The organism is Pseudomonas sp. Mb7, assembly GCF_054790525.1.
In genome coordinates, this window is the sequence record NZ_CP186501.1 from 5292377 (window position 1) to 5306974 (window position 14598).

A 14598-nucleotide genomic window follows, 5' to 3' on the forward strand; every position below is an offset into this window, starting at 1 on the left:
ATAATGATTTCAAAGGAGTGACCATGCGCTTTCTGCCTGGCCTGATCTGCCTGCTACCCCTTCTGAGCCCTTTGGCTCACGCCGAACTGATTGATGACGTTAACGACCGTGGCGAGCTGCGCATTGCCCTTGAGGCTAATACACCGCCCTTCAATTTCAAGGAAGGCGACACACTCACGGGGTTCGAGGTCGAGCTTGGGCAACTGCTGGCCCGGGAGTTGGATGTACGCGCCGATTTCATCGTCACCGACGAGGCTGACCTGCTCCAGGGTGTTGAAAGCGGCAAGTACGACGTTGCGCTCAACCACATAGCACTGACACCCGAACTCAAGGATCGTTTCGACTTCAGCGAGCCTTACGGCAACGTCGATTCACAGTTGCTGGCGAAGAAGGATGAGCAGCCACGGCCGATGGTGCTGGTGCAGGCGTTGACGGAAGAGAAGCCGATAGCGGCAGCGCCGGTGGATTTGGCGATTCCGTTCCAGAAGGGTAATCCGGCGTTTCAGGCCAGTCTTGCGAGCGCGATGCAGCGGATCAAGGCGGATGGACGTTTGGCGGCGCTGACTGAGAAGTGGTTGAAACCTTAAAAGCCCCTCACCCTGGCCCTCTCCCAGAAAGAGAGGGGACTGATTGGGGGGATGCTTTAGAGGTACGCCGACCTGGGATTGCTATACCGAATCCGAAATCGACTGGTCATGGCTTTGTCGAAGCCATAATCGATCAGTCATGGCTGTGTCGAATCCATAGTCGATAAGGTCTTTCAGGTCGATGAATAACGCCAGACACTTCGGTCGGCCCCCTCTCCCTCGGGGAGAGGGCTGGGGTGAGGGCAACGATTCAGGATCAATCCAAAGCAGCCAGAGCCACCGCCGCTAGCGGCAGTTCAACTTCACTGAAGACCTGCACACCATGACGCTTGAGCAATGCTGCCGTCACGCCTTCGCCACTGACCTTCACGCCACTGAACGTCCCGTCGTAAGTCAGCAAATTCCCGCAAGAAGGACTATTGGCCTTGAGCACCGCCACCCGAATGCCATGCTTCTGAACTAACGCCAGCGCCTGCCACGCGCCATCCAGAAACTGCGCACTGACATCCTCGCCTTCGGTGGTCATGACCGAGGCAATGCCATCCAGCACTTCACCACCCTGCCCCCCCGGAATCTCCGCCGCCGCCCGTGGCGTCGGCAAACCGCCCGCAACCTCAGGACACAACGGCACCACACGCCCTTCAACAATCCACTGCTCGAGCAAATCAAACGGCCCGCTCGCGCCACCGTCGTAACGCACACGATGGCCCAACAGGCAGCGGCTGACCAGAATCTTTTCCATCTCAGAACGGCTCGTTGCCACGGCGGCGGAACCAGCCGGTCAGCGACAAGCGCTCGCGGTGAGCTGGCAGCACTTCATGAGGTACCTCACCAGAGAGAAACACCACCAGACACCCGCCAGTAGGCTGCACGTCGTGCACGCGCTCATCATTCAGGTACATGCGCAACTGACCGCCATCCTCCGGCAGCCACGCGTCATTGAGGTAGACCACCACCGAGACCATGCGCTTGTCATCGTCGCGAAAACGGTCGACATGCCTGCGATAAAAAGCGCCAGGCGGATACAAGGCAAAGTGGCACTCAAAGTCCTCAAGACCAAGAAACAGGCCTCGGTTGAGCGCCTCGCGCAGGCTCTCCATCAGGTTCAGATAACGGTCGCTGGCATCGGCCTGCCCCGGATCGATCCACTGGATGTGGTCACCACGAATCCCCTCGCGGATCTCCGAAAACGGCCCACGCCCCACCGCCGCCGGCGCCAGTTCACCCTCGGCCTCACGTTTGCGGCACTCGGCCGCCAGCTCGCGGGTCAAACCGGCGGGCAGGAATATGTTCTGCTGCGACCAGCCGTGTTCGGCCAGGTCATCGACAATGCGTAACAGCAGTGGGTGTTCAGAGGATATTTGCATGGCGCGCATAGTATGTCGGCGGCAAGAAATCCGACAGAGCCACGCGGCGGCTTGCTACGAATTCTCGACAAGTACCGGCACCGCACGGAGAATAGTCCGCTGCTGACAGGAGTCCCTATGCGCCGTTTGCTTTTTTCACTGTTGATGTTCTGCGTTTTGCCCGCCTGGGCGGACGGCCACGATCAGTTGTACAAGGTCGCCGGCTGGCCAGATCAACGTGCGCATTTCAACGATGCCCTGACGGCCGCACAGCAGCGCTATCAGAACAGCCTGCCGCCCGCGGTGTTCCAGGCCTTGGTCAACAACAGCAACCAGCGCTTTGCTCCGCAGGCCGTGGATCAACGTGCCGAAGCGCAGTTACGGCAGAAACTCGCCGACCCTAAACCGGCCCTGACCTTCTTCCAATCACCACTGGGCAAGAAAATCGTCGCTGCCGAACTGCTCGCGACCCGCCGCGATCAATTGGCGAAAAATGCCAAGGGTCTGCCAAAGATGCAGGCCAGCGACAGCCGCCTGCTGATCATCGGTCACCTCGCGCAAGCCTTGCCGGCGCGAGAAGCCGGCGCCGAAGTCAGCCTGGCGATTGCTGGTGTGGCGGCGGACAGCTTGAGTTCGATGATCCCGGGGCTGCTCGGTGGTGGTCAGGCGCAAGGCATGCTCAATGGTCAGCGCCAGCGCTTGATGGATCAGATTGGCGCGGACATCAACAACACGTTGCTCTACGTCTATCGCGACTTATCGGATGAAGAACTGGAAGAGTTTGCGACGTTTGCTGAATCGGCTGAGGGCAAGGCGTATTACCAGGCGGCGCTGGCGGCGATTCGGGCAGGACTTGCGGTCGGGCAATGATCTTTAGCGCCTGACCGGCCGCCTTCGTCGGAACGCCGCCCGGAGCCGGCTCGCGAAGAGGCCCTCACAGGCGCTAAAGATTCCGGCCTCTGATCCGCTTGCTCAAGAACTCGAAATACTCCTCACGCATCTCCGCCGTTTCATTCGCCAGATGATGCCGCGCCTCGGCCAATAGCAGAATCTGCGGTCGATCAAACTTCCACTTCATCACCTGCAAATTGTGTTGCCAGTCCACCGTCATATCCGCCTGCCCCTGAATGATCAGCGGCCGTCGCGGACTTTTTTTCGCGTGCTCGACGCGGATGATCCAGCGTGACAGCGCGCCCACCCATTTGGTCGGCAAGCGCCGTGGCTGCAACGGATCGGCCTGGAGAAACGGCAGGAAATCCGGGTCATTGGAATTTTCGCTGAAGCGTCGCGTGACGCCTCTGACAAACGGCCTGAGCAGGTAATAACTCAGCTGCGACCAACCCCACGCCCGAGGCCGCACCAGTGGCGCCATCAAAATCACCTGGCCTTGCGCCGGGCTGTTTTCGCCATGGTTGAGCAAGTGATCGACGACAATTGCCCCGCCGGTGCTCTGCCCAAACAAATGCCACGGCTGCGGCAACGCGATCGACTGCGCCTCGGCGAACAACGCTTGCAGGACATCCTGGTACTCAGAGAAATCGCGAATGCTCGCGCGCGGCCCGCTCGACAAGCCATGACCCGGCAAGTCGCAGGCGATCACGGCGAAATCCTGGTCCAGCGCCCACTCGATTACATGCCGGTACAGCCCGACGTGATCGTAGTAACCGTGCAGCAGAAACAGCGTCGCCTTGACCTTTTCCGGCCACCAGCAATGGCTGACCACTTCATAGCCATCGACCTCGAAACGGCCCATGCCACGCCAGACATCACGATGGGGAAAGTCGGTCTGGTAGAAGCGCTGGTAGGCCTTGCCCTCGTCCGACAACGGCTGCCACTCGGCCAAAGGCTTGAGGCTGGCGCGGATTTGATCGGGGTCGAAAGTGGCAGGCATGCGGGAATTCCAAAGCGGTAAACAGACTTTATCGGCCTGCGATATTCATCTGTCGGAGCAAGCATGGCAAGCTAGCCCACCTCTTCTGGAACGAAAACCATGCGTTCGCCCTACCGCACCGCACTGTTTGCCAGCCTGCTCGCGCTGATTTGCGCCGGGGTGCTGTGGGCGGCGTATGACTGGTTTCAGGGGCGTTATCTGCGTGCGTTCAGCGAACACACGGCGGTGTTTTCCGGTGATCCGCTGCGCCTGCCGGACAACCTCGCCGGTCCCGGCAAGATTCGCCTGGTACATTTCTGGGACCCGGCCTGCCCGTGCAACGTCGGCAATCAACAGCACCTGACCGAGATGGTCGAGCGGTTTGGCGCTAAAGGCGTGGAGTTCTTCGCCGTGCAGAAAACCGGCAGTCACGGTCAGTTGCCCGCGACCCTCAGCAGTCTGAAAACCATCACGATATTGCCCGGCTCCGAACAGGTTCCGGCCAGCCCGGCCGTGGCGATCTGGGATCGCAGCGGCAAACTGGCGTACTTCGGCCCGTACAGTGAAGGCCTGACCTGCAATTCCAGCAACAGCTTTATCGAACCGATTTTGAATGCCCTGACGGAGGATCGCCCGGTCAATGCCACGCACACCCTGGCGGTCGGTTGTTATTGCCCGTGGCCGGTGGAAACGCCGTAAGGCATTCCGGACTTTTCAAGGACAGCGCTGCACGGCACAGAAGGTCTGTGCTAATTGTTTGCAGCCCGACGGGCGGCATTCCCGCATGCACAAGGAGTCACCATGAAGCGCGTGTTCACCGTACTTGGCTTGCTCATCGTTGTTCTGCTTGCCGGCGTCGGCTGGTATGTCTACAGCAAACAACCCACACGCCAGGGCCAGGTTGAACTGCGCAACCTGCAAGGTTCGGTGATCGTGCGCTATGACGAGCGGGGCGTGCCACACCTGCGCGCCGAGAACGAAACCGACCTCTACCGCGCCCTCGGCTATGTGCATGCCCAGGATCGCCTGTTCCAGATGGAAGCCATGCGCCGCCTCGCCCGTGGCGAACTGGCCGAAGTGCTCGGGCCGAAACTGCTCGACACCGACAAACTCTTCCGCAGCCTGCGCATCCGCGAACGCGCGGCCAGTTACGTCGCCAGTCTCGATAAACAGTCACCGGCGTGGAAGGGCCTGCAAGCCTATCTGGATGGCATTAACCAATATCAGGACACCCACGCCGCACCGATCGAGTTTGACGTGCTGGGCATCCCCAAACGACCGTTCACGGCAGAAGACAGCATCAGCGTCGCCGGCTATATGGCCTACAGCTTTGCGGCGGCGTTTCGCACCGAGCCGTTGCTGACCTATGTGCGCGATCAACTCGGCGCTGATTACCTCAAGGTCTTCGATCTCGACTGGCAACCCAACGGTGTGCTGGCCAACGGTCACGCCAAACCTGCGCCGGTCCTCGCCGCCGGCGACTGGAAAGACCTCAACGCCCTCGCCCGCCTCAGCGAACAGGCGCTGATCGACCAAGGCCTGCCGCAGTTCGAAGGCAGCAACGCCTGGGTCATCGCCGGCAGCCGCAGCCAGAGTGGCAAGCCACTGCTGGCGGGTGATCCGCACATTCGCTTTTCGGTGCCGTCGGTGTGGTACGAGGCGCATTTGTCGGCGCCGGGCTTCGAGCTTTACGGCCATCATCAGGCGCTGGTGCCGTTCGCGTTTCTGGGACACAACCTGGATTTCGGCTGGAGCCTGACCATGTTCCAGAACGACGATCTGGACCTGATCGCCGAGAAGGTCAATCCGGATAACCCGAATCAGGTCTGGTATCGCGGCCAGTGGACCGACATGGTCGTCACCCAACAGCAGATCAATGTAAAGGGCCAGCCGCCGGTCACCCTCACCCTGCGCCAATCGCCCCACGGCCCGATCGTCAATGATGCCCTCGGCACCGCTGCCGGCAAAACGCCGATCGCCATGTGGTGGGCCTTCCTCGAAACGCCGAACCCGATCCTCGAAGGCTTCTACCAGCTCAACCGCGCCGACACCCTGGCCAAGGCCCGCACCGCTGCCGCGAAAGTGCAGGCACCGGGGCTGAACCTGGTTTACGCCAACGCCAAGGGCGATATCGCCTGGTGGGCCTCGGCACTGCTGCCCAAGCGCCCCGCTGGGGTGAGGCCGGAATTCATTCTCGACGGCAGCAGCAATCAGGCGGACAAGGACGGGTTCTACCCGTTCAGCGCCAACCCGCAGGAAGAGAACCCGGCACGCGGCTACATCGTCTCGGCCAACTTCCAGCCGCTGTCGCCGACCGGCATGGAGATTCCCGGTTACTACAACCTTGCCGATCGCGGGCAGCAACTCAATCGCCAGCTCAGCGACAAGAGCGTGAAGTGGACCAACGAGGCCAATCAGAAACTGCAATTGGGCACGGTGACCGGTTATGGCCCGCGCTTGCTCGCTCCGTTGCTGCCAGTATTGCGTGAAGTCGTCAGCGATCCGGCGCAGTTGAAACTGGTCGAGCAACTGGCGCAGTGGCCGGGCGACTATCCGCTGGATTCGGTCAGTGCGACGGTGTTCAACCAGTTCCTCTACGACCTGGCCGATGCGGCGATGCGTGATGAGTTGGGCAATGATTTTTTCGACACGCTGCTGGCGACGCGAGTGATCGATGCGGCGCTGCCGAAGCTGGCGGCGAACGCCGATTCACCGTGGTGGGATAACCGCAACACGCCGAACAAGGAGACCCGCGCCGATGTCGTGCGCGCGGCGTGGCAGGCGAGCATGCAGCACCTGAAGCTGACCCTCGGCGATAACTCTGCCGAGTGGAAATGGGGCACTGCGCACACGCTGACTCACGGCCATCCGTTGGGACAGCAGAAGCCGTTGGAGCGGATTTTCAATGTCGGGCCGTTTGCGGCGCCGGGCAGTCATGAAGTGCCGAACAACCTGTCGGCGAAGATCGGGCCTGCGCCTTGGCCGGTGACTTATGGGCCGTCGACGCGGCGCTTGGTGGATTTTGCCGATCCTGCACACGGCCTGACGATCAACCCGGTCGGGCAGAGCGGTGTGCCGTTCGACAGCCACTATGACGATCAGGCTGAGGCGTATGTCGACGGGATTTATGTGCAGGCGCATTTCAATGCCGAAGAGGTGACGGCGAATACGCGCAGTACGTTGAAGCTGTTGCCGATGCGGGCACCTTAAAAGCCCATCACCCTAGCCCTCCCGAAACGTCGGACCGCCCAGAGGTAGAGGGGACTGATTGGGGGATGCTCAAGGCTTGCAGCGACCTGACACTGCTTTACCGAATCCATAATCGCTAAGGTCTTTCAGGTCGATGTATCACGCCAGACACTGCGGTCGGCCCCCTCTCCCTATGGGCGGTCCGACGTTTCGGGAGGGCTGGGGTGAGGGTGAGGGTCAAACCATCACCGCAAAATTCAGCCGAAACTGCTGCGGCGTAACCCCCAGCCGGCGATTGAACACACTGCGCATGTGCTGCGCATCGCGAAACCCGCACTGATACGCCACAGTCTTCAACGGTGCCGCCGTGCTTTCCAGCATCACCCGCGCCGCATCCACTCGCGCCCGTTCGACAAACTCCGCCGGGGTGACCTTGGCTTCCCGGGCAAACACCCGCGAGAAATTGCGCGCACTCATGTTCGCCGCATTGGCCAGATCGGCAATCGTCAGATCGCCCGTGAGATTGGCCAGAACATACAACTGCACCAGCGCCACCGCCGAGGTCGGCTCCGCGTGCGGTGTGAGGAACGGGCTGAACTGCGATTGCCCACCGGAACGCTGGGTGAACACCACCAGACGCTTGGCCACGCTCAGCGCCACTTCAGCGCCATGATCCCGCGCCAGCAGGTACAGCGACAGATCAATCCCCGCCGTGACCCCGGCCGAGGTGTAGAGCGTGCCGTCCTCGACATACAAGCGATCCGCTTCGACCTGCGTCGTCGGACACAACTGCGCCAACGCGACGGCGTCGTTCCAGTGCGTGGTGACGGTGCGCCCGTCCAGCAAACCGGCCCGGGCCAGCATGAACGCGCCGTTGCAGATCGAACCGAAGCGCTGCGCCCGTGCACAGGCCTCACGCAGCCAACCGTCGAACGTCGCGCCGAAATCCATGAAGGGTAATTGCGGCCCACCGGCGACCAGCAGCAGATCGTAGGCGTCGAGTGCTTCGCTGAAATGCCGATGGGCATTCAGGGTCAAACCGTTGGAACAGGCCATCGGCCCTTGCTCGATGCCGATTACTTCGAGCCGATAGTGATTCTCGGGCGCCAGGAAGCGATTGGCCTCGGCGAACACATCCATCGGGCCGCTGACGTCCAGCGACTGCACGCCGGGAAACACGACGATGGCGACGGATTTAGTCATGACTGTGGATTCCCTTTCAAGGCTGCGATCTTTTAGCTTGGCACGATTTGCAGGTGGATTGGCAAGGATCGCAGCCATGCGTCGATTGTCCGCTTTCAGCGTCAGGAACAGACTTCCCCCATCAGCGCCACGACGGCGTTCCAATGAGGAAACTTGCCATGACCACAACCATCGCCGGCATCAAAATCCCTGACAGCGCCCTCGCCCGGGCCACCACCGAATACATCCGCGACATCGAATCCGACCTGCTCTACCACCACTCGCGCCGGGTCTTTCTGTTCGGTGCGTTGAGCGGCGAGCGCCAGCAACTGGCCTACAACCCGGAGTTGTTGTACGTCGGCGCGATGTTCCATGACCTCGCTCTGGTCGAAGGTCATCGCAGTGATGACGAGCGTTTTGAGGTGGACGGCGCCAACGCCGCGGCGGCGTTTCTCAAACCGTACGGGTTGAGCGATGACGACATCGAACAGGTGTGGCTGTCGATTGCCCTGCACACCACGCCGGGCGTGCCGAAGCATCTGCGCCCGACCGTAGCGCTGGTCACCGCTGGTGTGGAAATGGATGTACTGGGGATGGATTACGCAGCGTTCAGCACTGTGCAGCGCGAAGCGGTGGTGCATGCGCACCCGCGTGGGGACGGTTTCAAGGAGTGCATTATCTGCGCGTTTGCCGATGGCTTGCGGCATCGTCCGCAGACGACGTTTGGCAATGTGAAGACTGATGTGCTGAAGGATCAGCAGCCGGGGTTCAAGCCGATGAACTTTGTTGAAGTCATCCGCCAATCTCCCTGGACGGCATAAATCCCATTGTAGGAGTGAGCCTGCTCGCGATAGCGGTGTGTCAGCTGAAAACTTCCTGGCCGATACACCGCTATCGCGAGCACGCTCACTCCTACATTTGAATTTGGGTTGGCCTCTAGGTTAAGGCCAACCCGATATTGCTTACGCCGCTTCCGGCGCCGGGGCGCGACGCACGTCCGGCTGCTTCCACGAATCGGCTGCGCTTTCTTCGATGGCTTGCTGGATGGCTTTCTTGCGCGCTTCTTCGGCACGGCGGCTGAAGAACCAGACCATGAAGGTCACGATCGATACCGCGAGCAAAATCAGGCTCGCCACGGCGTTGATCTCAGGCTTCACACCCAGACGCACTGCCGAGAACACTTCCATCGGCAAGGTCGTCGAACCAGGACCCGAGACGAAGCTCGCCAGTACCAGGTCATCCAGCGACAGCGCGAACGACATCATGCCGCCCGCCGCCAGCGATGGCGCGATCATCGGGATGGTGATCAGGAAGAACACCTTCCACGGTCGTGCACCGAGGTCCATGGCCGCTTCTTCGATCGACAGGTCCAGCTCACGCAGACGCGCCGACACCACCACCGCCACATACGCCGCACAGAACGTGGTGTGAGCGATCCAGATGGTGACGATGCCACGTTCCTGCGGCCAGCCGATCATCTGCGCCATGGCCACGAACAGCAGCAACAGCGACAGACCGGTGATCACTTCCGGCATCACCAACGGCGCTGTGACCAGACCGCCGAACAGCGTGCGGCCCTTGAAGCGGGTGATACGGGTCAGCACGAACGCTGCCAGCGTACCCAGCGCCACCGCGGCGACCGCGGTGTAGCAGGCGATTTCCAGCGAGCGCAGCACCGAGCCCATCAGTTGCGTGTTGTCGAGCAGGCCGACGTACCACTTGATCGACCAGCCGCCCCACACCGTCACCAGTTTCGAGGCGTTGAACGAGTAGATCACCAGGATCAGCATCGGCAGGTAGATAAACAACAAACCCAGAACCAGCATCAGGCTGGAGAAACGGAAGCGCTTCATTCTTTACCCTCCATTTCCTTGGCCTGACTGCGGTTGAACAGGATGATCGGCACAATCAGGATCGCCAGCATCACCACCGCCAGCGCGGACGCCACCGGCCAGTCACGGTTGTTGAAGAACTCTTGCCACAGCACCTTGCCGATCATCAGGGTTTCCGGACCGCCAAGCAGTTCCGGGATCACGAACTCACCGACCACGGGGATAAACACCAGCATGCAGCCGGCAATGATGCCGTTCTTGGACAGCGGAATAGTGATCTTCCAGAAGCTGTTGAAAGTACTCGAGCCGAGGTCCGAAGCCGCTTCGAGCAGACTGTTGTCGTGCTTCACCAGATTGGCGTACAGCGGCAGGATCATGAACGGCAGGTACGAATAAACGACGCCGATGTACACCGCGAGGTTGGTGTTGAGGATCTGCAGCGGCTCGTCGATCAAGCCCATGCTCATCAGGAAACCGTTGAGCAGACCGTTGTTGCTGAGGATGCCCATCCACGCGTAAACGCGGATCAGGATTGCGGTCCAGGTCGGCATCATGATCAGCAATACCAACACCGTTTGCAGCTCTTTACGGGCGGTGGCGATGGCGTAGGCCATCGGGTAGCCGATCAGCAAACAGAGGACGGTGCTGATGAACGCCATCTTCAACGAGCCGAGGTAAGCGGCGATGTACAACTCGTCGCCCGCCAGCATCGCGTAGTTGCCCAGGTTCAGCAGCAGTTGCAGCTTCTGCTCGGCGTAGGTGTAAATCTCGGTGTACGGCGGAATGGCCACGTCGGCTTCGGCGAAACTGATCTTCAGGACGATGAAGAACGGCAGCATGAAGAACAGAAAAAGCCAGATGAACGGAACCCCGATGACCAGTTGCCGGCCATTGGGGATTATTCGGTTGATGCGGCGTTTGAATTTGCGCATGTTCATGAGCGGAGTACCACGCCGCTGTCGTCTTCCCACCACACGTAGACCTGATCGCCCCAGGTCGGACGCGCGCCGCGACGTTCGGCGTTGGCGACGAACGACTGCACCAGTTTGCCGCTCGGCAATTCGACGTAGAACACCGAGTGCCCGCCGAGGTAGGCGATGTCGTGCACCTTGCCGCTGGACCAGTTGTACTCGCAGGTCGGCTGGTCGGCGGTGACCAGCAGCTTCTCCGGACGGATCGCGTAGGTCACGGACTTGTCTTGCACCGAGGTGCTGATGCCATGGCCAACGTAGATCTGCCGATCGAGATCCTTACAGGTGATGGTCGCGTGGCCTTCGGCGTCGTCGATCACTTCACCTTCGAAGATGTTGACGTTACCGATGAATTCGCAGACCAGACGGCTGGTCGGGGTTTCGTAGATGTCGATCGGGCTGCCGATCTGGGCGATCCAGCCCAGGTGCATGATCGCGATGCGCTCGGCCATGGTCATGGCCTCTTCCTGGTCGTGGGTCACCATCACGCAAGTCACGCCGACGCGCTCGATGATTTCCACCAGTTCCAGCTGCATCTGCGAACGCAGTTTCTTGTCCAGTGCGCCCATCGGCTCATCGAGCAGCAGCAACTTCGGCCGCTTGGCCAGCGAACGTGCCAGCGCCACACGCTGACGCTGACCGCCCGACAATTGATGCGGCTTGCGCTTGGCGTACTGGCTCATCTGCACCAGCTTGAGCATCTCGGCTACACGGTCGTCGACCTCGGTCTTGTGAATCTTGTCCTGCTGCAGGCCGAAGGCGATGTTCTGCGCCACGGTCATGTGCGGGAACAAGGCGTACGACTGGAACATCATGTTGATCGGACGTTCGTACGGTGGCATGTCGGTGATGTCGACGCCGTCGAGGAAAATCCGCCCCTCCGTGGGCCGTTCGAACCCTGCCAGCATCCGCAGCAGAGTGGATTTGCCCGATCCCGAACCGCCGAGCAAGGCGAAGATCTCGCCCTTCTTGATTTCCAGGGACACATCGTCCACGGCAATCGTCTCGTCGAACTTCTTCGTGACCCGGTCGATTTTGACCAACACCTGTTTCGGTGTCTGGTCGCCCTCGAGGGCTTTCTTATAGGCGCCGGAGGCAACTGCCATTTACGAAACTCCCAGAAAAAAACAATGCAGTTCGCCCCGCAAGGCGAACCCAGGATAGTGTGTGCCTTACATCCCCGACTTGACCTTGGTCCAGCTGCGGGTCATCAGACGCTGAATGTTCGGTGGCAACTCGGTCGATACGTAGGCCTTGTCGATAACGGCCTGCGGTGGATACACCGACGCATCGGTGCGGATGGATTGCTCCATCAACTTGTCCGAACCCGGGTTGGGGTTGGCGTAACCGACGTAATCACTGACCTGAGCGATCACCTCAGGTTTCAGCAGATAGTTGATGAAGGCATGGGCCTGCTTCACGTTCGACGAATCCTTGGGGATTGCCAGCATGTCGAACCACAATGCGCCACCCTCTTTCGGCACCGTGTAGGCGATGTTCACGCCCTTCTTGGCTTCGGCTGCGCGGTTCTTCGCCTGGAAGATATCGCCGGAGAAACCGATGGCCACACAGATGTCGCCGTTGGCCAGATCACCGATGTATTTCGACGAGTGGAAGTAGGTCACGTAAGGACGCACCGCGAGCAATTTGTCGGTGGCTTTTTCGTAGTCCTTCGGATTGGTGCTGTTGGCATTCAGGCCCAGATAGTTGAGCACGGTCGGCATCATTTCATCCGCCGAATCGAGGAATGCCACGCCGCAGCTTTGCAGCTTCTTGATGTTCTCAGGCTCGAACAAAACGCCCCACGAATCGATCTTGTCGACACCCAGTACAGCCTTCACTTTATCGACGTTGTAACCAATGCCGTTGGTGCCCCACAGGTACGGCACGGCGTACAGGTTGCCCGGATCGTTCTGCTCCAGACGCTTGAGCAGCGCCGGGTCGAGATTGGCGTAGTTCGGCAGTTGCGCACGGTCAAGCTTCTGGAACGCCCCCGCCTTGATCTGCTTGCCGAGGAAGTGGTTCGACGGCACGACCACGTCGTAACCGGTACGCCCGGCCAGTAGCTTGCCTTCCAGGGTTTCGTTGGAATCGAAGACGTCGTAGACCGGTTTGATCCCGGTTTCTTTCTGGAAATCGGCCAGCGTGGTCTCGCCGATGTAATCGGACCAGTTATAAATATGCACCGTACCGGCGGCCTGGGCTCCGACAGCGATCGTCAGGCCGGCAGTGGCCAGCAGGGCTTTGCGCAAAGAAGAAAAAATAGGCAAGTGGAGGTCCTCTAAATTAGTTGGGCCCAAGTTGCCCCGCGCTGCATGACAGCCATGGCTGCCCGGCAACAAAACCGGCGCGCAACTTACCCTCGAAAAACCGTTCCTGCAAAACTTCCTGTCATTTAATTAATCCGCTGGCCGCCCTCGCGGGGACGACGGCCAGCGGTTGTTGCGTCAAACCGGCTTATTTACCGGATTTGATCTTGGTCCAGCTGCGAGTGATCAGGCGCAGGGTCGCTGCGTCCAGATCGCTGATCGCGTAGAGCTGTTTCTTCACTTCAGCCGACGGGTAGATGCTCGGATCGCTGGTGATGTCCTTGTCCACCAGTGGCGTGGCAGCTTTGTTGCCGTTCGGGAAACGCACGGCGTTGGTGATGCCGGCCATCACTTGTGGCTCAAGCAGGTAGTTCATGAACTTGTAGGCGGCTTCGACGTTTTCGGCATCCTTGGGAATGGCGACCATGTCGTAGAACGTGCCAGCACCTTCTTTTGGAATGGTGTAGGCCAGCTTGACCTTGTCTCCGGCTTCCTGGGCGCGGGTCTTGGATTGTTCCAGGTCACCCGAGTAACCGACGGCGACGCAGATGTTGCCGTTGGCCAGGTCGGAGATGTACTTGGAGGAATGGAAGTAGGCAACCGAAGGACGAATCTTCAGGAACAAGTCTTCGGCGGCTTTCAGGTCAGCCTTGTCCTTGCTGTTGGTCGGCTTGCCCAGATAGTGCAACGCCGCCGGAATCATTTCGGTCGGTGCGTCGAGGAAGCTTACGCCGCAGCTTTTGAGCTTCTCGATGTTTTCAGGCTTGAACACCACGTCCCAGGAATCGATTTTGTCGATGCCCAGCGCTGCCTTGACCTTGGCCGGGTTGTAGCCGATGCCGATCGAGCCCCACATGTACGGGAACGCGTGCTTGTTGCCTTGGTCGCTGGCATCGCCAACAGCCTTGAGCAGGTCTTCGTCGAGGTTCTTCCAGTTTGGCAGCTTGGACTTGTCCAGCTCCTGGTAAACACCGGCCTTGATCTGCTTGGCGAGGAAGTTATTGGAAGGCACCACAATGTCGTAACCGGACTTGCCGGCCAGCAGCTTGGCTTCCAGGGTTTCGTTGCTGTCGAAGACGTCATAGACGACTTTGATCCCGGTGGCTTTTTCGAAGTTGGCCACAGTGTCCGGGGCGATGTAGTCGGACCAGTTGTAGACGTGCAACACCTTGTCGTCCGCCTGAGCCGCAGCCGCCATGACTCCCATCAGGGACATGGCGAGCAGAGTCTTGCCAGCGAGCTTTTTGCCTAATGCCTTCATGCGTTAATGCTCCAAATTTTTCTTTTTTGAACCACTTTGTTCAGCGGCCGA

14 protein-coding genes are annotated in these 14598 nt (G+C 60.0%); 5 read left to right on the top strand and 9 right to left on the bottom strand.

Annotated elements, in window-relative coordinates; genetic code table 11:
• Positions 1-23: 23 nt before the first annotated feature.
• Complete coding sequence (locus ACOYXH_RS23925; RefSeq protein ID WP_095049423.1) at positions 24-587, top strand: transporter substrate-binding domain-containing protein; 564 nt, start codon at positions 24-26, stop codon at positions 585-587.
• Positions 588-843: 256 nt separating this feature from the next.
• Here the strand turns inward: ACOYXH_RS23925 and ACOYXH_RS23930 are convergent, their stop codons facing one another.
• Positions 844-1329, bottom strand: coding sequence for a 2-thiouracil desulfurase family protein (locus tag ACOYXH_RS23930; protein WP_095049422.1), 486 nt, complete (start codon positions 1327-1329; stop codon positions 844-846).
• A 1-nt stretch (position 1330) separates the two neighbouring features.
• On the bottom strand, positions 1331-1963 hold the full coding sequence (locus ACOYXH_RS23935) for a 2OG-Fe(II) oxygenase (protein WP_095049421.1): 633 nt from the start codon (positions 1961-1963) through the stop codon (positions 1331-1333).
• Positions 1964-2071: 108 nt separating this feature from the next.
• Here ACOYXH_RS23935 and ACOYXH_RS23940 point away from each other — a divergent pair, with 108 nt between their 5' ends.
• Positions 2072-2803, top strand: coding sequence for a DUF2059 domain-containing protein (locus tag ACOYXH_RS23940; protein WP_095049420.1), 732 nt, complete (start codon positions 2072-2074; stop codon positions 2801-2803).
• 73 nt (positions 2804-2876) lie between these two features.
• Here ACOYXH_RS23940 and bipL read toward each other — a convergent pair whose 3' ends face one another.
• The gene (gene bipL, locus ACOYXH_RS23945) at positions 2877-3824 is read right to left on the bottom strand and encodes a phospholipase BipL (protein WP_220557142.1); all 948 of its coding nucleotides are present in this window, start codon (positions 3822-3824) and stop codon (positions 2877-2879) included.
• A gap of 99 nt (positions 3825-3923) precedes the next feature.
• Here bipL and ACOYXH_RS23950 point away from each other — a divergent pair, with 99 nt between their 5' ends.
• Positions 3924-4502 carry a DUF6436 domain-containing protein gene (locus ACOYXH_RS23950; protein ID WP_095049418.1) on the top strand — a complete coding sequence of 193 codons (579 nt, stop codon included), beginning with the start codon at positions 3924-3926 and terminating at the stop codon, positions 4500-4502.
• A 102-nt stretch (positions 4503-4604) separates the two neighbouring features.
• Positions 4605-7013: a penicillin acylase family protein gene (locus ACOYXH_RS23955; protein WP_460409983.1), complete on the top strand. Its 2409-nt coding sequence runs from the start codon at positions 4605-4607 to the stop codon at positions 7011-7013.
• Between the two features lie 216 nt (positions 7014-7229).
• Here the strand turns inward: ACOYXH_RS23955 and ACOYXH_RS23960 are convergent, their stop codons facing one another.
• Positions 7230-8195 (bottom strand): GlxA family transcriptional regulator, encoded by a 966-nt coding sequence (locus ACOYXH_RS23960; protein WP_460409984.1) that lies wholly within the window; start codon positions 8193-8195, stop codon positions 7230-7232.
• Between the two features lie 158 nt (positions 8196-8353).
• Between ACOYXH_RS23960 and ACOYXH_RS23965 the strand changes: the two genes are divergently transcribed.
• Positions 8354-8995, top strand: coding sequence for an HD domain-containing protein (locus tag ACOYXH_RS23965; protein ID WP_460066387.1), 642 nt, complete (start codon positions 8354-8356; stop codon positions 8993-8995).
• Between the two features lie 141 nt (positions 8996-9136).
• On the opposite strand, the gene ACOYXH_RS23970 is transcribed toward ACOYXH_RS23965, so the two are convergent.
• The 5 genes from ACOYXH_RS23970 to ACOYXH_RS23990 form a co-directional block, all read right to left on the bottom strand.
• Positions 9137-10027 carry an ABC transporter permease subunit gene (locus tag ACOYXH_RS23970; protein WP_093429780.1) on the bottom strand — a complete coding sequence of 297 codons (891 nt, stop codon included), beginning with the start codon at positions 10025-10027 and terminating at the stop codon, positions 9137-9139.
• Positions 10024-10905: an ABC transporter permease subunit gene (locus ACOYXH_RS23975; protein ID WP_176471306.1), complete on the bottom strand. Its 882-nt coding sequence runs from the start codon at positions 10903-10905 to the stop codon at positions 10024-10026. Before ACOYXH_RS23975 ends, ACOYXH_RS23970 begins: the two co-directional genes overlap by 4 nt.
• 35 nt (positions 10906-10940) lie before the next feature.
• Complete coding sequence (locus ACOYXH_RS23980) at positions 10941-12083, bottom strand: ABC transporter ATP-binding protein (protein WP_095049413.1); 1143 nt, start codon at positions 12081-12083, stop codon at positions 10941-10943.
• A 66-nt stretch (positions 12084-12149) separates the two neighbouring features.
• Positions 12150-13247, bottom strand: a complete 1098-nt coding sequence (locus ACOYXH_RS23985; RefSeq protein ID WP_095125825.1) for a polyamine ABC transporter substrate-binding protein — start codon at positions 13245-13247, stop codon at positions 12150-12152.
• A gap of 187 nt (positions 13248-13434) precedes the next feature.
• On the bottom strand, positions 13435-14547 hold the full coding sequence (locus tag ACOYXH_RS23990) for a polyamine ABC transporter substrate-binding protein (protein WP_007913851.1): 1113 nt from the start codon (positions 14545-14547) through the stop codon (positions 13435-13437).
• Between the last annotated feature and the right edge of the window lie 51 nt (positions 14548-14598).